Origin of the sequence: Planococcus maritimus (assembly GCF_001687625.2) — a bacterium.
GTDB classification, from domain to species: Bacteria; Bacillota; Bacilli; order Bacillales_A; family Planococcaceae; genus Planococcus; species Planococcus maritimus.
This window is the reverse complement of the sequence record NZ_CP016538.2, coordinates 1314552-1334855: the sequence shown is the minus strand read 5'-3', so window position 1 is coordinate 1334855 and position 20304 is coordinate 1314552. Positions and strand designations below refer to the sequence as shown.

The window sequence follows — 20304 nt, the reverse complement described above, 5'->3', positions numbered from 1 at the left end:
AAAGCTGTCTTGAACTCATCATGAGTCCAAGACAGCTTTTTGGTTTTAGCGGAGTTCTGCTCCTGATTCCGTCAGCGCATGAATGATTTTCTCATGCACTGCGTTGACTTCTTCATCGGTCAGTGTTTTTTCTGGATCGAAGTACTTCAGCGAGAACGCTAAGGATTTCTTGCCTTCTTCCATCCGATCGCCTTCATATAAATCGAAGACGCGGACATCTTTCAATAGCTTGCCGCCCGCTTTGCGGATGACGCCTTCAATCGTCTGCGCTTCCACGATGTTCGACAAGACTAACGCCACATCTCGTGAAATTGTCGGATAGCGAGAAACTTGGGTATAGACAAGCGCCTCTGTTTCACGCGTCAGCAAAGTCGCCAAATTCAATTCCACGACAATGGTTTCTTTTAAATCACGCTTTTTCTGCTCAGATGGGTGCAATGCGCCAATGACGCCAATGCGCTTGCCATCAAGTAGAATGAAGGCAGTTCTGCCCGGATGCAAGCCATCCATTTCGCCACGTTCGAATGACACTTCAAGACCCAATTTTTCAGCTAAGCCTTCTACGATGCCTTTGGCTACGAAAAAGTCGACCACTTTCTTTTCGCCCTGCCAGCTATGATCAACCCAAAGTCCTGTCATGACAATCGCCAAATGCTCTTGTTCATCGAGCAATTCGTCCTGCCCTTTTAAGAACACCGATCCCGTTTCATACAAAGCGACCGAATCGGTACGGCGTGCTGTATTGTATGAAAGCGACTCAAGCAAATGAGGCAGTAAACTTTGGCGCAGGGTGCTGCGCTCTTCACTCATCGGCATTAACAGGCGTGTCGTTTCTGTCGGCTCAAGCGCAAACTGCGTCGCTGCGGATTCTGAGGTCAAGGAATATGTGGTCGCTTGCAACAAACCAGCGCCTTCTAGAAAATGTCGTGCGATGCGGCGTTTCGCCTGGTAAGGGCTCAAGCCGCCGGAAGTCGCATCGGTACGCGGCAAGGTTGCCGGAATTTCGTCGTATCCGTAAAGACGCGCTATTTCTTCCACGATGTCTTCTTCGATTTGGATATCCTGGCGGCGAGTCGGTACATCGATGATCAATTGGTTATTTGCCGCTTCCGTGTTGAATTTCAAACGGCTAAGGATATCGAGCATATCTTCCAAGCGAATTTTCATGCCGAGACGGCTATTGATAAAGTCAGGAGAGACTTGGACCGTACGCTCTTGTTTATCGAGCTGGTCAAAGATGAGCGAGCCTGCGAGCACTTCGCCTTCTGCAAGTTGTGCCAGCAATTGCGCGGCACGTTCTGCAGCTGGGATCACGCGGTTCGGATCGACACCTTTTTCGAAACGCGAGCTTGCATCGCTTCTCAAATTATGGTCTTTCGATGTGCGGCGAACGGAATCGGCAGCGAAATAAGCAGATTCGATGACAACTGTTGTCGTCTCTTCGCTCACTTCAGAATTGGCGCCGCCCATGACACCCGCAAGTGCAACAGGATCCGTACCGTTGGTGATAACCAATTGATGCGCGGATAACGTACGTTCCGTATCGTCCAGCGTGGTGATTTTTTCGCCTTCTTTTGCCTGGCGAACAGTAATATTTCCAGAGCCCAGTGAATCATAATCGAAGGCGTGAAGCGGCTGGCCATATTCCATCAACACATAATTCGTCACGTCGACGACATTATTATGCGGACGGACGCCAGCTGCCATTAAACGTTGCTGCAACCATAGCGGCGATTCTTTCACTTTAATATTACGTACTACTTTCGCGACATAAAGCGGATTCGCTTCAGGCGCATCCACTTCGAGCGATAGCATGCTTTCTGCACGATCCGCCGCTTCTGGGTAGTCGATTTCAGGCAACCGTACGTCCTCTTCCAAAATCGCGCCCACTTCATAAGCCACGCCAAGCATGCTCATCGCATCCGCGCGGTTCGGTGTGAGGCCAAGTTCAAGGACCGTGTCATCCAAGTCGAGATAGGACAATACATCCGTACCCGGTGCCACTTGTTCCGGTAAAACATAAATGCCTTCTGCGTAGTTTTTCGGAACCAATTTCGATTCGATGCCGAGTTCCTGAAGTGAACAAATCATGCCGTTCGACACTTCACCACGCAACTTCGCTTTCTTGATCTTCATGCCGCCTGGAAGTTTTGCGCCCGGACGCGCTACGATAACCGACTGGCCTTTAGCGATATTCGGTGCGCCGCAGATGATCTGGTCGATTTCCCCGCCTCCGACATCCACTTGGCAAATCGATAGTTTATCCGCTTCTGGATGCTTCACGCAGTCCGTCACGTAACCAACGACTAAATTCGCCAAGCCTTCTGAACGGTCGAGCACTGCGTCGACTTCGATGCCTGCCCGGGTGATTTTCTCTCCGAGTTCTGCCGGCGGCAATTCTTGTGTATTTACATATTCTTTTAACCATTTTGTCGATACTAACATGAAAGTTCCTCCTTAAAGTTCCGTCCGTTGAAATTGCGTTAAGAAACGCACGTCGTTCGTGTAGAAATGGCGGATGTCTTCGATGCCGTATTTCAGCATCGCAATGCGTTCTGGCCCCATGCCGAACGCGAATCCTGTCAGGCGCTTCGAATCATAGCCGGCCATTTCCAGAACGTTCGGATGTACCATGCCCGCGCCGAGAATTTCGATCCAGCCGGTTTTTTTGCAGACATTACATCCGTCACCGCCGCATTTAAAGCAGGAGATGTCCATTTCAACGGAAGGTTCCGTGAACGGGAAGAAGCTCGGACGCAGGCGGATTTCGCGGTCATCGCCGAACATTTTCTTAGCGAAAACCGACAAGGTCCCTTTCAAATCGCTCATGCGGATGTCTTCTCCAACAACGAGCCCTTCGATTTGCGTGAACTGATGTGAATGCGTCGCGTCGTCGTTATCGCGGCGGTACACTTTGCCCGGGCAGATGATCTTAATTGGCTCTCCGCCTTTCGCTTCCATCGTGCGTGCTTGTACCGGTGACGTATGCGTACGCAGTAGAATATCTTCCGTTATATAGAAAGAATCTTGCATGTCTCGCGCTGGATGCCCTTTTGGCAAGTTGAGCGCTTCGAAATTATAATAATCCTTTTCGACTTCTGGGCCTTCCGCAATTTCATAGCCCATTGAAAGAAATAAGTCTTCGATTTCTTCGACAACACGTGTTAATGGATGTGGATTTCCTGATTTTGCCGGACGGCCTGGCAAAGAAATATCAATCGTTTCGCTCTTCAGCTTTTCATTGATGGCCTGCTCTTCTAAGATAACCATGCGCGCATCGAGAGATTCTGTTACTTCTGCACGCACCTCGTTTGCAAGTGCGCCCATTTTCGGCCGTTCTTCTGCCGGCAATTTGCCCATGCCTTTCAAGACATCGGTAATCGGCCCTTTTTTCCCTAAATACGCGACACGCACATCCGTCAATTCCTTGACCGTTTGTGCTGATTGGATCTTGTCCAACGCTTCATTTTTTAACTCCTGCAATCTTGCTTCCATTTTCTCTCCTCCTTGAACATAAAAAAGCCCCGCCCCCAAAAAGGGACGAGGCATTGATTCGCGGTACCACCCTAGTTATCGCGCATTGGCGATCACTCGATTGAATAACGGCTCATCACCGGCCAGACTTTACGGCACTCGGCCGGTCCCCGTCAGGCAGCTCGCGGGGTGAACTTCCGGAGTTCCTGCATATTCGCGCTTTCAGTCGAGGGCGAACTTCCTTGGATGCAGGGGGACCACGTACTTTTCCCGGTCAACGCTTGTTTATTTCTCTTCTATTATAATGAACTTTCGCCTGTTAATCAAACACCAGTTTTCGGAACAAGGCTGTACAATAAAATGCCAGTCGCTACGGCCACATTCAACGATTCAGCAGGGCCGTAAAGCGGCACCATTAAGTTTTGGTCGGTCTGCTCAAGTAACTGCGGCTCGACGCCGCTGCCTTCATTGCCAACGATGAGGGCAAAGCGTTCTTTCGACTCCGCTTCGTACATTGGCACTGATTGGTAAAGCGCAGTGCCGTAAACCGGAATCGCGCGGTCTTTCAAGCCGTCCACCCATTCGAACAAATCGCCTTTGACGATCGGTACTTGGAAATGCGCGCCTTGTGCCGAGCGAACCGTTTTCGGATTGTACGCATCCGCCGAACCTTTTCCAAGAACGACTGCATCAATTCCAGCTGCTGCTGCGGTGCGGACCATCGTCCCAACATTGCCCGGGTCTTGCACAGCGTCGATCAAAAGCAGCGTCTCCCATTGTTTTTGCATGGCCTCATCATATTCTGGCTGCGTGCAATGGGCAAAAATGCCTTGCGTATGCTCGGTTTCTGCAATTTCTTTTGCGATTTGCGCCGTTACCACGTATAATTCCAAGCCTTCAATGTCCCAAGCATCCGGAATATCGGTGCCTTCCCGGACGATCAAGCCTTTGATATCGGCTTTCTTATTCAGTGCTTCTTCTGTTAAATGAAATCCTTCAACTAAGAATTCCCCAAATTTATCACGCTCTTTGCGGGTCGTGCTCAGTTTCTTCCAATGTTTTACGAGCGAGTTCTGCAATGATTCAATTCGTTTCATAATCCGTTCACCACTTTTTCAAAGAATAGCTTCAGTATAGCATAGGCCAGTTTTAGACAGTGAAGAAATCAAAGCCCAGTGCCGTTAAAATACCAAAGGCGAGCGTCCAGACTCCTATGCTGATGATCATCCAGATGGTCGTATTGCGCTTTGTCGCACCTAGTGTCATCCCGATAAACGCTGCGATGTGCGTACCGATCAAAATTGGACCTAATAGCGACAGACCCGGAAGCCCGTATTTATTCCAGATGCGCACTGCGCGTTCGTTTTTCTTCGACGGTTCCTTGCCTTTCGCTTGCTGGCGTTTATCGTACCAAATACGGAATTTATCAAATCCGACAATGAGCATCATGACTGTCAGCATATTGCCAACAAACGCTGTGATCATAACCCAAACAGGTGACAATCCCCAAATAATACCGAGGGGGATGACAAGCGCAATTTCGAACCAAGGAATCGCTGCCCCCAAAAAAATTAAAGCATATTCGTAAATCATTCAGTCGCTCCTTTCAACTGACGGCGCATTTCCAAATAATAAATCAGGTTTTGCCCGAATGCGATAGCGAGGATTCCCCAGATGATTAACAGTTTGGGAACAGGCGCCAGCATGACAATCACTGCTAAAAACGGCAAGGACCACGTGATGAACGTATATACTTTTTGGACCGCTTTTCTCGTGATAAAGGTCATGCCTTCGTCTTGTTCCATGTATTCTGGAGGCCGGATTGAGAACGCTGAAATTTTCCTTTGTGGATTTTTTCGGTTATACGACCCTAAGGCAATCAAATAAATCGTGATCAATACCAAATACGCGATCAATGCCGCAAACAGGACAAATCCTTCAAACGCTTGTGCTTCGATGCTCAAGCTCGAATCCGTCTTTGTGACATTGACGAAGCTTGAAGTGAACCCGACAGCCATCACTGCCAATATCAAGATAAATGCCATATTCCAAAGCGGGTACGTCATGCGAAAATCCTGTTTCATCTTTACTCCTCCTCCAGCCAAAATAAGTCGCCTACTTCTACCTGCAAGGCTTGTGCGAGCTTTAATGCTAAGGTGATCGACGGTGAAAATTCACCTTTCTCGATAAACGCAATGGTTTGCCTTGTCACATCCACTTTTTTGCCCAGCTCGCTCTGTGTAAAGCCATAGCGAGCCCGCAGCTCTTTCACCCGGTTCCTCAGCATCCGCTTCATCCTTTCTTCAAAAATGTTATCTTTACATTACATAATGTACATTAAACTTAACATTATATCAAGTGAAACTGATGTAGAAGCAACTTTTTAATTGAGGAGTTTCGACTTGTTTGCGGAATAGGGATGATTGTTTGCCGAATGTATTAAGTTATTTGCGAAATTCGTTAAGTTATTTGTGGAATACGATTCTTTTTTTGCGGAATACATCGATTTATTTGCAACCCCCCCAAAAAAGCTTTCCGCAGTTCGCGAAAAGCTAGTCATTTTTCTTTAAAAAGTATGTCCGGTTGCGCAAAGCACCAGCAGTCTCTAAATCATATGCTTTCAACAGACGGGAAGTAACATAAGGCGATTCGAGCTTGCAGAATTTCCGGAGTTGCCTATTGCTAAGCTGTGTATTAATCAGCGAAAAATATTCCTGGACTGTATGTTGAAAAGCGAGCAGATCTACCGCTTGGCAGTCGGCACACAACCATCCTTTCTTATGTTTTCGCATCATGTTAAGACTTTTACAGCTTGTGCACAAGATGCCCGTAAACAGCTCGGTTTCTTCTATTGAATATAATTGACACAATGGTTTTCTCTTATAAGGGGTACGAGATTGCTCGAGGAGTTTCTGAATTTCCGATAAATCTTGAGGTTTGCTTTTTAGGGGGAATTCCTGAAGGATGTCGAACAAATAATCGACCAATTGATAGGTTTTGCAGATGTGGTGTTTCTTGGGCTTTGCCAAAAATTCACATTGTTTAGATGTAAACACGACAATTCCTGAAATGGGCAAATCGATATTCTGCTGTTTGAAAAACAAGGTCAAGAAACGAATATGCTTGTTCAATTGGATTGTCGGGTCCTCCATTATCGTTTTTACGCATTCTGTATTGGTTCTTGAAAATTCACCGGTGTCATCATCAAAATAAAGTTGGCCGCTAATATTTTTCGATTCGATGACGATCGCCCCGCGCTCCGTCAGTAACAATCCGTCCATTTGGACTTTCCATTGCCCTCTCGACAAGCAAATATTTTTTAAAAACCGGTACTGCTCCTCTATCTCAAATTCAATCATCTTCCGGAACAGCCTCTCTTCGCCTCTTTTTCCGGCAACCGCTTTGAAAATTTCAACTTGGATAAATTCCCGGCTTGAATGATTGTCAGGCAATCGATACAACAGTCTCTCCAGCGACTCTATTTCAGATAATAATGCTAGTTCTTTTTTACCCATTGAACACCTCCTAATATGATAGTTGAAGTATAGCATTCCGCGAGGCCTCCTTCACCACCAATTGGCGCTTATGGACTTTTCCGATCATTTTGTTTGTGGAATAGTTACCGTTGTTTGCAAAAACCTTTGATTTTTTTGTGGTATTTCTCTGGCTGTTTGCCAATCGGCTTATTTTGTTTGCGAAATACAAACGCTTTTTTGCCCATTTCGCTTCGGCTTTACCCAATAAAAAACCCCTCCACAAAATTGGAGGGGCTTCATTAATCAGTCGAATGTAATTTTTGTTACTGTGTCGCGGTCGAGTTTCTTGATCACTTCAATGATCAATTTGACTGCATTTTCGTAATCGTCGCGGTGCAGGATGCCTGCATGCGAATGAATGTAACGTGTTGCAACACCGATTGACAAGGCAGGTACGCCGTTTGCAGTCAAATGGATCGAGCCGGCATCTGTTCCGCCGCCAGCAATTGTTTCAAACTGGTACGGGATACCTGACGCTTCCGCTGTATCGACAACCAACTCACGCAAGCCGCGGTGAGATACCATCGAGGCATCGAACAACAGGATTTGCGGGCCGTCGCCCATTTTGCTGTTGGATTCTTTAGAAGTAACGCCTGGCGTATCTCCTGCGATCCCGACATCCACTGCAAACCCGATATCCGGCTGGATGAACGATGTCGCCGTTTTCGCGCCGCGTAAACCTACTTCTTCTTGAACCGTTCCAACGCCGTATACGACGTTCGGGTGGTCGACGCCTTTCAAGCCTTTCAATACGTCAATGGCAATCGCGCAGCCAATGCGGTTGTCCCAAGCTTTCGCCATGAGTAATTTCTCGTTGTTCATGACCGTGAATTCGAAATATGGCGTGACCATATCACCCGGGGTGACGCCCCACTCTTTTGCTTCTTCGCGTGAAGATGCGCCGATGTCGATGAACATATCTTTGATTTCCACCGGCTTTTTACGTGCTTCTGGTGATAGGATATGTGGCGGTTTCGAACCAATGACGCCTGTCACTTCCTTGCCGCTTCTTGTCGTAATGGTGACACGTTGTGCCAGCATAACCTGGTTCCACCAGCCGCCGACTGTTTGGAATTTCAAAAACCCTTTGTCATCGATCTGTGAAATCATGAAGCCAACTTCGTCCAAGTGACCAGCGACCATAATTTTCGGCCCATCAGCGAGCCCTTCTTTTTTGGCGATCAAGCTGCCAAGGTTGTCCGTTTCGATGCTGTCCGCAAACGGTTCTATGTATTTCTTCATGACCTCGCGGGATTGGCGTTCGTTGCCGGGAATGCCATTCGCATCCGTAAGTTCTTTCAACATTTGTTGAGTATCATCTAATTTCGACATTATTTCGACCTCCTAAATAGTCATTGCTTTTTCAGTATATAGGAAAGCGGTTACGTTATCAAAAGATTCATTTAATACCCTTGTTGTTGGCGTTTATAATTCGTTTCGTTTTTATCAAGATAAGCTCCCAGCACTTCTTCATAACTAAACCCGAGCGCCTCTGCCAGTGCGCCGAAAGTTCGCCAAAGGTTTACATAATCTTTATTTGTCGTTTGTTCGGCAAAGCCACTTACCTCTTGATGCGCTAACAGGAACAGTTCCGTTACATCTTGTTCTTTCAGCGGAGCTGGCCATTCTTCCAAAGAATCAAAGCCTTTCTCGATGCCAAGCGACAAGAGAAAATGAATGCAATCGACATATTCCTCGAGCAAGGTGCTTTTATCGGACGGTCCTTTTGTGCTCCAAAACTTGAAACATCTTGTTTCATTTGCTAGCTCTGATAATTCCACTTGAAGGGCCAGCACTTTCTTGCGAAAAACCGATTCCTCTACGTTGCGGTTTGACTGGATGTATCGGTCGAGCTCTTGTTGCATGTGAAATAATTTTTGAAGGTTCATAGACTTTCTCCTTTTCCTTGAAATTAGTGAAACTTCCAAGCTTCTGTTACGTATTATACACAAGACTATCTTGATAAGGGGGCAATCCGATGGCATTTTTGATCCGTTTGATCATCATCGCCTTGATCATTTACATGTTCTACCGTCTCCTCAAATTCATTTTCGACCCGAAGCGTAAGCTTGACGCAGCGCTTGAATCCGGCACTTATTATTTCCATGACGACGTCAAGAACGTTCGCAAGAATTTTTTCATTGCTTTGCGAGGTGTTCTTTTCGAAGGAGAGAAATATTTAGGGACCACAAAAGAAGCATTTGACGTCGTCTCGATTTTTGTCTGGACCGAATCGCCTGACAAGCTTATTGGCTTCTCTAAAGAGGATTTTCAATTCTTGGAGAAGGAAATCCGCATGAATTATCCAGATGCAGACATTTCATGGAAAAGCCCAATTGAACAATTGATGAAAAAAGAGGGAGAAGCCTGAGCTTCTCCCTCTTTTCCATGTTGTCGAGAAAGCTAAGAACCCGTATTTTCCGAAGCTCATCGCTCGCTTTCCGTGGGCTCGCGCCCAAGCCTCCTCAGCCGCTTCGCGTCTTGCGGGGTCTCGGTCGTCTCGCTTTACCACTGGAGTCGAGCGAACGCTTCTCCAAATACTTAGAGAAGTCATTGACTGTTGAAAACAGAAAAAGACACTTTTTTTGATAGTTGAGAGCGAACCATAGACTTCTTCAACACTCTGAAAAGAGGGAGAAGCCTGAGCTTCTCCCTCTTTTCTTATGCTACCGCGAGCCACACGAGCAAGCTAGCCTGTATCAGGGCAAGGATAAAAAACCCAACGCGGAAATTCGTGTGCTTGGTCTTGTGGCGGAATAGCATCATCCCTGCGTATGCACCGATGCCGCCGCCAATTACCGCAACCAACCATAAACGTTTTTCAGGAATACGTGGACCACGCGACTGTGCTTGGCGTTTATCGGCCCACATCATGATAAAGGCAAAACTCGACATAGCCGCGAAATAAGCTGCCAAAGTGATCATACTTTCCCCTCCTGAGTGCTATCAATAAAAAAAGGCCAGCTAAGAAGCCGACCTTTTTTCTATCGAACCAGGCGCAAGGCCCAGCGTGAATTAGTTAGAAGCTTTTTTCGCTTGGTCAACCAAAGCTGTGAAAGCAGCTGCATCAGATACAGCAATTTCAGCTAGCATTTTGCGGTTGATGTCGATACCGGCAAGTTTCAATCCGTGCATCAAGCGGCTGTAAGAAATATCATTCAAACGAGCTGCTGCGTTGATACGTGTGATCCACAATTTGCGGAAATCACGTTTTTTGTTGCGACGGTCACGGTAAGCATAGTTACCTGACTTCATGACTTGTTGGTTCGCTACTTTAAATAGTAAGTGTTTAGAACCGTAATAACCTTTAGCTAATTTTAATACTCTTTTACGACGCTTGCGCGTCACTGTTCCGCCTTTTACGCGTGGCATATTGAATTACCTCCTGCTTGAATATGAAAAATTCGATTTTTGTAGTTGTTGGTGTTGTCTAGACTGCAGCGCCTAGATTCTCGGGGTCATAAGCCAAAGCGACTGTGCGGCAAAAGCGCTGCTTTGCCTCTTCGTCTTATGCCTGTCGAATCTAACCGGCCGTTTTCGCTTTTCGTTCTTATTTCATGTTGTAGATCAATGATTTGATGCGTTTCAAGTCGCCTGCAGAAACCAATGAGCCCTTACGGAGCTTACGTTTTTGCTTAGTAGACTTGTTTGCGAACAAGTGGCTTGTGTGGGAACGGTTGCGTTTTACTTTACCAGTTCCAGTTTTCTTGAAGCGTTTAGACGCTCCACTGTGGCTTTTCATTTTCGGCATTTCGGGTTCCTCCTAAACAATTATGCTATTATTCCTTCTCGTTAACCGGGTTCAGCATCAAGAACATGCTGCGGCCTTCCATTTTCGGGCGCTGTTCAATCGTTGCGACTTCCTTGCACTCTTCTGCGAAGCGCTCAAGGACGCGTTGTCCGATTTCTTTGTGCGTAATTGCACGGCCTTTGAAACGGATTGAAGCTTTCACTTTGTCGCCTTTTTCAAGGAATTTGATGGCATTGCGGAGCTTCGTGTTAAAGTCGTGATCATCGATGCCTGGGCTCAAACGAACCTCTTTCACATTGATGATTTTTTGGTTTTTACGAATTTCGCGCTCTTTTTTCTGCTGTTCAAACTTGAACTTGCCGTGGTCCATGATCCGTGCGACCGGTGGCTTAGCTTGAGGAGCCACAAGCACTAGGTCCAGGTTGGCACGGGTTGCAATCTCGAGCGCCTCGTTGCGTGATTTAATACCGAGCTGTTCACCATTTTGGTCAATAACTCGTAATTCACGTGCACGAATGCCTTCGTTTACATTGTTGTCTCTGCTAATAATGATCCACCTCCGGGTAGTGTCGCGAATAGCTTAAATGTGTGAACCGGTCGATCCGGTTTACAGGTACAAACAAAAAGCGGGCGAACCCCGAGGAGTTCGCCCGCCGTAATATGACAGCACGCTAAGCGTGTAAAAGTCAAAATCGTGTCTACCTGCCAACAATCGGTCGATCAGGTGAGAAGCGGGCGCTCCTGCTTGCACATATAAGTATTCAATAACCTAAATAAGAATAGCACGCAGTCTTTTTACTGTCAAGCCTTTTAGCGAAGTTCGGATTGCACGAGTTTGACGAAGTCCTCAAATGGCATGCTCTCCGAGTTCTGCTCGCCGTATTTACGGACATTAACGGATCCGCTTTCCAGTTCCTTGTCGCCAATAACGAGCATATATGGAACTTTCTGCATTTGCGCTTCGCGGATCTTGTAGCCGAGTTTTTCGTCCCGCTCATCGATATCGACGCGAAGTTTATGCTGCTGCATTTTCTCTTGAAGCTCTTTTGCGTATTCGCTGTGGACATCGAGCGACACCGGGATGATCTCCACTTGGACCGGTGCGAGCCATGTTGGGAATGCACCTTTGTATTCTTCTATCAAGAATGCGACAAAACGTTCCATTGTCGAGACGACGCCGCGGTGAATGACGACCGGGCGATGCTGCTTGCCGTCTTCGCCAATATACGTTAAATCGAATTTTTCCGGCAACAAGAAATCAAGTTGAACAGTCGACAATGTCTCTTCTTTGCCGAGCGCAGTTTTTACTTGGACATCAAGTTTCGGTCCGTAAAACGCCGCTTCGCCTTCTGCTTCGAAGTAATCAAGGCCAAGCTCGTCCATCGCTTCTTTCAACATCGATTGTGCACGGTCCCACATCGCATCATCATCGTAATATTTCTCTTTATCGGCCGGGTCGCGATACGACACGCGGAACGAATAATCCTTCAAATCGAAATCTTTATAAACTTCGATAACAAGATTGACGACGCGTTTGAATTCTTCTTTGATTTGGTCTGGGCGCACAAACAAGTGAGCGTCGTTCAATGTCATGCCGCGCACGCGCTGAAGTCCAGACAAAGCACCTGACATCTCGTAGCGATGCATAAGCCCCAGTTCCGCGATGCGGATCGGCAATTGACGATAAGAATGGATGCCTTGTTTATAGATCATCATATGGTGCGGGCAGTTCATTGGGCGCAGGACTAGATCTTCATTGTCCATCTGCATAACTGGGAACATATTTTCCTGATAATGGTCCCAGTGGCCGCTTGTCTTGTACAATTCGACACTGCCCATCACTGGCGTATACACATGGTCATAGCCCATGCGTTCTTCTTTATCGACGATATAGCGTTCGATGATGCGGCGGATTGTTGCGCCTTTTGGCAGCCACATCGGCAAGCCTTGTCCAACTTTTTGGGAGTTCATGAACAAATTGAGTTCTTTGCCGATTTTACGGTGGTCGCGCTCTTTCGCTTCCTCGAGCATGTCAAGATGTGCTTTCAATTCTTCTTTCTTGAAGAATGCAGTGCCGTAAATGCGCTGCAGCATTTTATTGTCGCTATTGCCGCGCCAGTATGCACCAGCAACACTCAATAATTTAAATTCTTTCAGTTTGCCAGTGGACGGGACATGTATGCCGCGGCACAAGTCGAAGAATTCGCCTTGTTCGTAGATCGACACTTGCTCATCTTCTGGAATCGCTTCAAGCAACTCTAATTTATAAGGATCGCTGATTGCTTCAAAACGTTGCTGCGCTTCATTTCTGGACACTTCTACACGGACAATGTCCAAGTTTTCGTTGATGATTTTCTTCATTTCTTTTTCGATGACTGGCAAGTCTTCGGCTGTGATGGCTGACTCTGTATCAATATCATAGTAAAAGCCATTTTCAATAACCGGCCCCACACCAAGTTTGGCATCCGGATACAGGCGCTTGACTGCTTGTGCCATCAAATGCGCAGAGCTGTGGCGAAGTACTTCCAACGCTTCCTCGGATTCTGGTGTGATGATTGCAATGTCGCCGTTTTCTTCAAGAGGAGCTTTCAAATCAACCAACTGGCCGGAAAGCTTTCCTGCTACTGCTTTTTTGCGAAGACCCGGGCTGATCGATTGTGCAATTTCTTCAGTGGATGTTCCTTTGGCGAACTCTTTTACTGCGCCGTCTGGGAATGTTAAGTGAATCATGTCTGCCATGTGAATCTCTCCTTTAAATGGTTTGGGTGGATGGGCCGAACCACAGGGTCTGGTTCGCCGCTTCCGGTTTTCTTGGTGTCTAGCTTCAGCACTTAGCTCCTCGGGATCTCAAGCCACCCTGGCTGTGCGGCATAAAGCGCCGCTTCGCCAATGCGTCTTAAGCCTGTCTGAGGCCCACAGGATGTGGGTCAGCTAAGCGTTGCGACAGGACGTCGCGTTCTTAGCTTAGCTTCTGCTTTCGGCTGCCTTCGCTTTTCTTTTTTTCCACACAAAAAGCCCCATCCCAAAAGGGACGAAGCTCTGTTCGTGGTTCCACCCTTCTTCTCTTCCGCGTAAGTTTTTCGCGCGCGAAATGAAGCTCTGCATCGGCTAACAGGCCGGTACCGTCACCTGCTACTAGAGTTCGCAGGCGCTGCTCGAAGGGGGTAAACCAAATCGCTGTGCCGGGAAGCTTTCAGCCGTGTCTTCCCTCTCTGTGTGCCGCGCGAAAAGGCTCATGTCCTTGTCAATGCATGTAAATCAATATTGATGTTTCTTACTATACGATGAAAAAAATCAAAAGGCAATAGTTTCTATTATTTGTTGCGACGGTTTTCGCCTTCTAGTTTTACCGGGACGGTCAATGTCTCGATACGCTCCATGATGCGCGCTGCTTTCAAGTCTTCTTTCTCGCCACGCTGTGAGTACGTTAAATGGTGCGCGAGTTCTGAATAGCTGAAGTTTGAGCTCATGAATGTCGGCAATCTCTCCGCCATCCGATAATGCAGAATCGTGCCAAGCACTTCGTCACGTGTCCAGCTCGACATTGCCTCAGCTCCGATGTCATCAAGCATCAGCACATCGGCTTTTTTAACGTATTCGATTTTCTCCTGCAAGGTATGGTCACCGATTGCTTGCTTCATCTCGCGCATAAATTCCGGCACGAATACGAGAACCGTTTTGACATTGATTTCCGCCAGTTCATTCGCGACAGCACTTAGCAAATATGATTTTCCGGTACCGAATTTCCCGTACAGGTATAAGCCTTTTTCCGGCAGCGAATCAGGGCCTGTCGATTTTTCCAGAAATTCATCGACTGCTCGGAAAGCAGGCAGACGCCGGTCGTCCAGCTCAAAGTTTTCAATTCGCGCCGCCATGACTTCTTTTGGCATATACATGCTGTGGATCAAAGAGGATGCATGGCGTTTGTTGTCTTCTGCAGTTTTTAAGCGGCATTTGGTGTACGAGATGCCAATATTGCCGCGTTCCAATACGAGGTTTGGTTCGAATCCTTTTAAATGATTGATGCAGCCACCAAGATTAGGGCATTTATTGCAGTCATGCGACTGGTCAATATACTCGTAAAGCTTGCCCATGCCTTTTTCCACTGTCGGGCCGTCAATTTCCTCTTCGTGTTCTTTAAGGAATTTAAGGACCCCTGGATGTTCCAGCACTTCTTTTTTCATCGCATCATAGCGCTCGGAAAATGAGGGCGCATTGACCACTCGCTTCATCGTTTCACGAATCGGTTCCATCTAATCACCCTTCCTTTTCTTCAACGCAAGCTTCGCCAGCAATTTTTGTTTTTCCTGTTCGAGTTGTTCGCTTGATGTTCCTTGAGACGGCGTTTCCACTTCGTCTTTCTTATTGAACCATTCAGGCAGCTTTTCTTCGCGGATCGGTTTCCGGCCGGAAGATGCCGATTTCTTAGGCGTGGCGCCTGATTCGTTTTTCCATTTCATGTACTGCGTATGCTCGATGCGTGCAAATTCCATCGCCTGTTTAGCTGTCGTGACATTTTTTCTGAGCCAATGCGATGCAATTTTTTCTACATACGCTTTTGTCAGTTTCATATCTGTCCGCAATAAGACGTATTGAAGCAATACATTGACGACAGCCGGCTCCATGCCATGCTGTGTCACGAGCTGGTTCGCCAATTGCACATCGGCCGGCAGCGGCTCTTTGCCATTCGCAATATCGCGCAACACTTGGAGCGGCGATGCCGATTCCAAATAAGCAATCAATTCGTCTTCTTTATTGATCGGCGCTTGTTGCGAGTCCAGCTTTTGCTCCTGCACTTTTGGCTCTGCCTTTTTGATTGGCTCAAGTTTCGGTGCAGTCGTCGTTACGGTCATTTTATAATAGTCCGAAGCGGCTTTACGCAGCCCGTCCTCATCAATCCGGTAGTCATCTTCAATCGCCAACAACACCACTTTTTGCATTTCCAAGGGCCCGAACCCATAAAGGAAAGACAATTTGGCGATAAAATGACGGATGCCAGGCGTTAATACACGCTTTGGCACGAGTTGTTCGGATAAGCCTTGGCGCAGCAGTGCGAAATCGAAATCCTGCTCCATTTCGTATTCCCCATCTGTTCGTGCCTCTAACTCTTTTTGATCTGCAGGATAGCCAGACTTTGCATGCACGGGTTGAAAAATATCCGTGAAGGTCCTAGATACTTCTTCGTATCCTTCGGCAATCGGTGCTTGAATGACAAATCGGTCGCGAACACGGCGATAAGAAGATTCCCCTATTTTACTGAACAGGAACATCGACAGGAGCGGATCTGCAAAAAAAGTTTTGGGATCGAGCGGTGGGCATAGCTCATAAATAAAGGAGCGGTCATCTCCGTCTTTTCGGTAAGTTTTTAACAAACCGATAGCTTCAAGCTGAATACGCGATTCAAAAATCACCTTGGCTGGTTTCCCAAGCGTATTCATCAGATTGTAATGTGTGGAATCGGCGGTGTGCATTTCTCCATCCGCCCACAACGTCAAATAAAGTGAGATTGCCTCCGAACCGATCATTGGCTGATAGAGCAGTGTTAACAATTGACGGTCATAATTGGAAAACGGGTACGGCATGCGAATTCGGTATAAGTCAGCGGCCTGCAGTTCTTTGTATATCGTCATTTCGTCACCGCCTTATTTGCTGTCCTTGTCGCCAGGATTGCGGTCAAGCAGATCCTTCAGCTCGTCGATGAAGACTGTGATGTCTTTAAACTGGCGATAGACCGAAGCGAAGCGGACATAGGCGACTTCGTCGATGTCCGCTAAACGGTTCATGACCAATTCTCCAACTTCTTCTGATTTCACTTCAGGGTTGCCGCTCCGGCGAAGTTCTTTTTCGATATCGAAAACGACGCCTTCAAGCACATCGAGGGAGACAGGGCGTTTTTCACAAGCACGGATTAAACCGCGCAATACTTTTTCGCGGCTGAACTCTTCACGGGAGCCATCTTTCTTTACAACGATCAGCGGCATTTCCTCCACTTTCTCAAATGTGGTGAAGCGGTAACCGCACGCTTCGCATTCACGGCGCCTACGGATTGATTTCATTTCATCTATTGGCCGCGAATCTACAACGCGGGTGCCGTTATGCTGGCAAGCTGGACATTTCATGGTAGACATCTCCCCGATAATTCTCTTTCTAGTAGTAACAGTATAACAAAAATATTCTCTATACATTAGAAAAAGCAGAGGAATTTCTCCTCTGCTTGTGTTTTGCCTTATTAGCGGTCCATTACACCGTCAGTGATACTTTTGTCGCTCCGGCGCCGACTGGTCCCATGCCGCGTGGCACTTCCGTTACTTCGCTCTGTTTTGAGTTCAAAGCTTGCGCGATGTAATCTGCTGCAATGGTCGGATCGAGATCTCCACAAGTATAGACATCTACACTTGCATATCCGTGTTCCGGGAAGCTGTGGATAGTCAGGTGTGATTCCGAAATGATGACTACGCCGCTGACACCCTGTGGTGCAAATTTATGAAAAGCGACTTCGCGGATTTCCGCACCTGATTTGAGTGCTGCATCAACAAAAGTCTTTTCGATATAGTCCATATCGTTTAATTTGTCAAAATCACACTGCCAAAGTTCTGCGATTACGTGACGTCCCATAGTTTCCATGGTTCGTTTCCCCCTTTGATAACATTTTGTTTTTGCGCAAAATATTCAAAGTTGACTACCACGGGGGAAAGTTAGTCCAGAGAGGTCCTAACCCTTTAAGCAGCCATAAGAATAATAATATACGCTCCTAATTCCTTGCTCTTCAAGTAAATAGAAATTGAGAAGTGGCAGCCATTTTTGGCTACGATTCATAGTATATGATGAATGTTTTCGAATTGCAATAAATAAATGCGCCAGCGGGCATTTTTTTTCGTAATAATGAAAAAAAGATTCCGCTTTTCTAATAAGAAGAAAAGCGGAATCTTTTTGCATTATTTTGAAGTGACCGCCATAGAATTGGCTACTTTTTTCATCAAGTCGACAACGCGGGCAGAATAGCCCCATTCGTTGTCGTACCATGCAAGCACTTTCACTTTACGGTCTCCCATAACAATGGTCGTCAAACCATCGACGATTGCAGAACTCGGGTTGGTGTTGAAGTCGATCGATACAAGCGGTTCCATCGTCAAATCAAGAATGCCCGAAAGTGCGCCTTCTGACGCTTCCGTGAATGCACGATTGACGTCTTCAATCGTCACATCCTGCTGGACATCAACCACGAGGTCCACAAGGGACACGTTAGGTGTCGGCACACGAAGCGCTAAACCATGTAATTTGCCTTCGAGTTCAGGCAAAACCAAAGATAAGGCTTTGGCAGCCCCCGTTGAGGTCGGGATAATCGATTGTGCACATGCACGGGCGCGACGCAGATCCTTGTGCGGGTTGTCGAGGTTTTTTTGGTCATTCGTGTACGCATGAACAGTTGTCATCAAACCATTTTCAATGCCGAACGCATCATTCAGCACTTTAGCGACAGGTGCCAAGCAATTGGTTGTACAACTGGCATTCGAGATGATGTGATGTTTTTCCACATCCAATTTGTCATCATTAACACCCATGACAATTGTGATGTCTTCATTTTTACCAGGTGCAGTCAAGATGACTTTTTTCGCCCCTGCATCCAAATGAAGCGCAGCTTGGTCACGTGAGTTGAACTTGCCGGTCGCTTCAATGACAATATCGACGCCCATTTCTCCCCATGGAAGTTTCAACGGATCGCGTTCACTGACCAATTGTATGCGCTTACCATTTACAACTAACACATTCCCTTCTGCTCTTACATCACCAGAGAAAGTACCATGGTTTGTGTCATACTTAATCAAATGGGCAAGTGTTTCTGCCGGATAACTGGCATTGACCGCCGAAATTGTCACGTCATCCATTAACACTGCTTGTCTGAAAACCATACGGCCGATGCGGCCAAACCCGTTAATTGCAATCGAAACTGTCATGTATTTGTCCCCCAATTAAATAAGTCATACTTATATTTTCAATTCGTTATATAGTATAACACATTATTCATTTTAGAGAACCTGGAAACAAAAGAAAGCGCATACTTTTTTATAATATTGTCTGCCACCTATCTAATATGCGCATTAATTGGCGTTTAGTGTCGGCGATTGATCCGTTGTTGTCGAGCACTTCATCTGCTCCTTCTTCTTTGACACTCATCGGTAATTGGGAAGCGATGCGCGCTTTTGCTTCTTGCTCGGTCAAGCCATTGCGTTCCATCAACCGTTTTAATTGCTCTTGTTCCGAAACGCTGACGACCAATATTTTATCGACCATATGCTGTAATTTGCTTTCAAATAGCAGCGGAATGTCCATGATAACGGTTTCATTTCCCGCCTCAAGAAAAACCTGCCGTTGTCTGAGCATTTCCCGGCGTATAGCCGGGTGGATAATGTCATTTAATTTTTTTCGGCTAGCCGGATCGTTGAAAATAATCGCGCCCACTCGCTCGCGGTCCATTGAACCATCAGCTCGGATGACTTCTGGGCCAAATACTTCTTCGATGCTCTTTAATGTTTGAGTTCCCGGTTCGACAACTTGTCTGGCGACCAAATCCGCGTCTACAACCGGATACCCCAGTTCTTGGAGCATTTGCGAGACGGTGCTTTTACCGCTCGCGATGCTGCCGGTCAATCCAATAATCATTTGCTTTCCTCATTTCTGGCAAGACGGGCAATAGACAGAGGCCCGCCCTGCAATTTTCACTGTTTTTGTTTCTGTTCCACAAAATGAGCACGCTTTTTTGCCATACATTCCAAAGCGATTCTGCATGCTGCCCGATTCGCCGTTGATGTTGCGGTAATCGGAAATTGTGCTGCCGCCTGCATCGATACTTTCAAGTAAAATCGTGGCTATTGCTTGGAATAGTTCGACTTTCCGCTTACGGCTGATCCGACTCGCTGCGCGTTTCGGGTGAATTCTCATCCGAAACAACGCTTCTGTTGCGTAGATATTTCCGCATCCTGAGATGACCGTACCGTCCATGATGACTTCTTTGATTGGCTTGTTGCGGAACTTCGGACTTTCCGCCTGCTGCAAAAACCACTCTAGTGCTTCATCGACAAAAGGTTCAGGCGCCATCAACAATAAGGGAGGGAAATCCGCTTCTGTTTCCAGCACACGCATTTCCCCAAATCTCCGGATGTCTGAGAATGCCAGTAAATTGCCGTCATCAAGCGTCAGTACTACATGAACGTGTCGCCTGAACTTGTCTTCTGGAATGGACAGCAGGCTATCGACGAAAAACCATGCCCCCGACATGCCCAGATGATTAACGAGCAAAAATTCCTGCTCACTTTTCAAGGTCATATAAATATATTTGCTTCGTCGTTCGACAGCGAGTATTTGGGCACCAGTTAAGCGTTCTTGAAAGCTATCTGCTCCGATTCGCTTTAAGATTGCTTCTTTTCCCAAGTGTTTCGATTTTCGGATCGTCTCGGACACATCAACAGAGACGATGCGTTTGCCGATCGATACGGGGCGGATTTGCCGGACCACCCCTTCTACTTCCGGAAGTTCCGGCATCTT

22 protein-coding genes and 1 other annotated feature are annotated in these 20304 nt (G+C 46.9%); of the genes, 1 reads left to right on the top strand and 21 read right to left on the bottom strand.

Annotated features, from left to right (window positions below; translation table 11 throughout):
- Positions 1–45: 45 nt before the first annotated feature.
- The 9 genes from pheT to BBI11_RS06685 all read right to left on the bottom strand — a co-directional run bounded on the left by pheT (position 46) and on the right by BBI11_RS06685 (position 8899).
- Entirely contained in the window at positions 46–2445 is a 2400-nt protein-coding gene (gene pheT, locus BBI11_RS06725; RefSeq protein WP_068461731.1) for a phenylalanine--tRNA ligase subunit beta, read from the bottom strand.
- A 12-nt stretch (positions 2446–2457) separates the two neighbouring features.
- Complete coding sequence (pheS, locus tag BBI11_RS06720) at positions 2458–3495, bottom strand: phenylalanine--tRNA ligase subunit alpha (protein WP_068461729.1); 1038 nt, start codon at positions 3493–3495, stop codon at positions 2458–2460.
- Positions 3496–3533: 38 nt separating this feature from the next.
- Positions 3534–3761 (bottom strand) — a binding site (T-box leader).
- Positions 3762–3797: 36 nt separating this feature from the next.
- Positions 3798–4571: a TrmH family RNA methyltransferase gene (locus BBI11_RS06715; protein WP_068461727.1), complete on the bottom strand. Its 774-nt coding sequence runs from the start codon at positions 4569–4571 to the stop codon at positions 3798–3800.
- A gap of 52 nt (positions 4572–4623) precedes the next feature.
- A complete protein-coding gene (locus BBI11_RS06710; protein ID WP_068461725.1) occupies positions 4624–5067 on the bottom strand; it encodes a small multi-drug export protein in 444 nt (147 codons plus the stop codon).
- Positions 5064–5558, bottom strand: coding sequence for a hypothetical protein (locus BBI11_RS06705; RefSeq protein ID WP_068461723.1), 495 nt, complete (start codon positions 5556–5558; stop codon positions 5064–5066). Before BBI11_RS06705 ends, BBI11_RS06710 begins: the two co-directional genes overlap by 4 nt.
- Before the next feature lie 2 nt (positions 5559–5560).
- Positions 5561–5761, bottom strand: a complete 201-nt coding sequence (locus BBI11_RS06700; protein WP_068461721.1) for a helix-turn-helix transcriptional regulator — start codon at positions 5759–5761, stop codon at positions 5561–5563.
- Between the two features lie 265 nt (positions 5762–6026).
- Positions 6027–6989, bottom strand: a complete 963-nt coding sequence (locus BBI11_RS06695; RefSeq protein ID WP_068461719.1) for a nuclease-related domain-containing protein — start codon at positions 6987–6989, stop codon at positions 6027–6029.
- A 264-nt stretch (positions 6990–7253) separates the two neighbouring features.
- Positions 7254–8342: a M42 family metallopeptidase gene (locus BBI11_RS06690; RefSeq protein ID WP_068461718.1), complete on the bottom strand. Its 1089-nt coding sequence runs from the start codon at positions 8340–8342 to the stop codon at positions 7254–7256.
- A 71-nt stretch (positions 8343–8413) separates the two neighbouring features.
- A complete protein-coding gene (locus tag BBI11_RS06685) occupies positions 8414–8899 on the bottom strand; it encodes a dUTP diphosphatase (RefSeq protein ID WP_068461715.1) in 486 nt (161 codons plus the stop codon).
- An 89-nt stretch (positions 8900–8988) separates the two neighbouring features.
- Here BBI11_RS06685 and BBI11_RS06680 point away from each other — a divergent pair, with 89 nt between their 5' ends.
- The gene (locus BBI11_RS06680) at positions 8989–9381 is read left to right on the top strand and encodes a sigma-w pathway protein ysdB (protein WP_068461713.1); all 393 of its coding nucleotides are present in this window, start codon (positions 8989–8991) and stop codon (positions 9379–9381) included.
- A gap of 290 nt (positions 9382–9671) precedes the next feature.
- On the opposite strand, the gene BBI11_RS06675 is transcribed toward BBI11_RS06680, so the two are convergent.
- From BBI11_RS06675 to mutM, 12 genes are all read right to left on the bottom strand, one after another.
- A complete protein-coding gene (locus BBI11_RS06675) occupies positions 9672–9935 on the bottom strand; it encodes a DUF1294 domain-containing protein (RefSeq protein WP_068461711.1) in 264 nt (87 codons plus the stop codon).
- A 90-nt stretch (positions 9936–10025) separates the two neighbouring features.
- Complete coding sequence (gene rplT / locus BBI11_RS06670; RefSeq protein ID WP_068461708.1) at positions 10026–10382, bottom strand: 50S ribosomal protein L20; 357 nt, start codon at positions 10380–10382, stop codon at positions 10026–10028.
- A 178-nt stretch (positions 10383–10560) separates the two neighbouring features.
- On the bottom strand, positions 10561–10761 hold the full coding sequence (gene rpmI, locus BBI11_RS06665) for a 50S ribosomal protein L35 (protein ID WP_058381064.1): 201 nt from the start codon (positions 10759–10761) through the stop codon (positions 10561–10563).
- Between the two features lie 28 nt (positions 10762–10789).
- The gene (infC, locus tag BBI11_RS06660) at positions 10790–11311 is read right to left on the bottom strand and encodes a translation initiation factor IF-3 (RefSeq protein ID WP_068461706.1); all 522 of its coding nucleotides are present in this window, start codon (positions 11309–11311) and stop codon (positions 10790–10792) included.
- A gap of 260 nt (positions 11312–11571) precedes the next feature.
- Positions 11572–13500, bottom strand: coding sequence for a threonine--tRNA ligase (gene thrS / locus BBI11_RS06655; protein WP_068461704.1), 1929 nt, complete (start codon positions 13498–13500; stop codon positions 11572–11574).
- A 575-nt stretch (positions 13501–14075) separates the two neighbouring features.
- Positions 14076–15014 (bottom strand): primosomal protein DnaI, encoded by a 939-nt coding sequence (gene dnaI, locus BBI11_RS06650; protein WP_068461702.1) that lies wholly within the window; start codon positions 15012–15014, stop codon positions 14076–14078.
- Positions 15015–16391, bottom strand: a complete 1377-nt coding sequence (locus tag BBI11_RS06645; RefSeq protein ID WP_068461700.1) for a replication initiation and membrane attachment family protein — start codon at positions 16389–16391, stop codon at positions 15015–15017.
- Between the two features lie 12 nt (positions 16392–16403).
- The gene (gene nrdR / locus BBI11_RS06640; protein WP_068461698.1) at positions 16404–16880 is read right to left on the bottom strand and encodes a transcriptional regulator NrdR; all 477 of its coding nucleotides are present in this window, start codon (positions 16878–16880) and stop codon (positions 16404–16406) included.
- Positions 16881–17001: 121 nt separating this feature from the next.
- Positions 17002–17385, bottom strand: coding sequence for an adenosylmethionine decarboxylase (speD, locus tag BBI11_RS06635; protein ID WP_068461696.1), 384 nt, complete (start codon positions 17383–17385; stop codon positions 17002–17004).
- Positions 17386–17696: 311 nt separating this feature from the next.
- On the bottom strand, positions 17697–18716 hold the full coding sequence (locus BBI11_RS06630; protein WP_068461694.1) for a glyceraldehyde-3-phosphate dehydrogenase: 1020 nt from the start codon (positions 18714–18716) through the stop codon (positions 17697–17699).
- Positions 18717–18825: 109 nt separating this feature from the next.
- Entirely contained in the window at positions 18826–19422 is a 597-nt protein-coding gene (gene coaE / locus BBI11_RS06625; protein ID WP_068461693.1) for a dephospho-CoA kinase, read from the bottom strand.
- 9 nt (positions 19423–19431) lie between these two features.
- The gene (gene mutM, locus BBI11_RS06620; protein ID WP_068461690.1) at positions 19432–20301 is read right to left on the bottom strand and encodes a bifunctional DNA-formamidopyrimidine glycosylase/DNA-(apurinic or apyrimidinic site) lyase; all 870 of its coding nucleotides are present in this window, start codon (positions 20299–20301) and stop codon (positions 19432–19434) included.
- Positions 20302–20304: the final 3 nt, after the last annotated feature.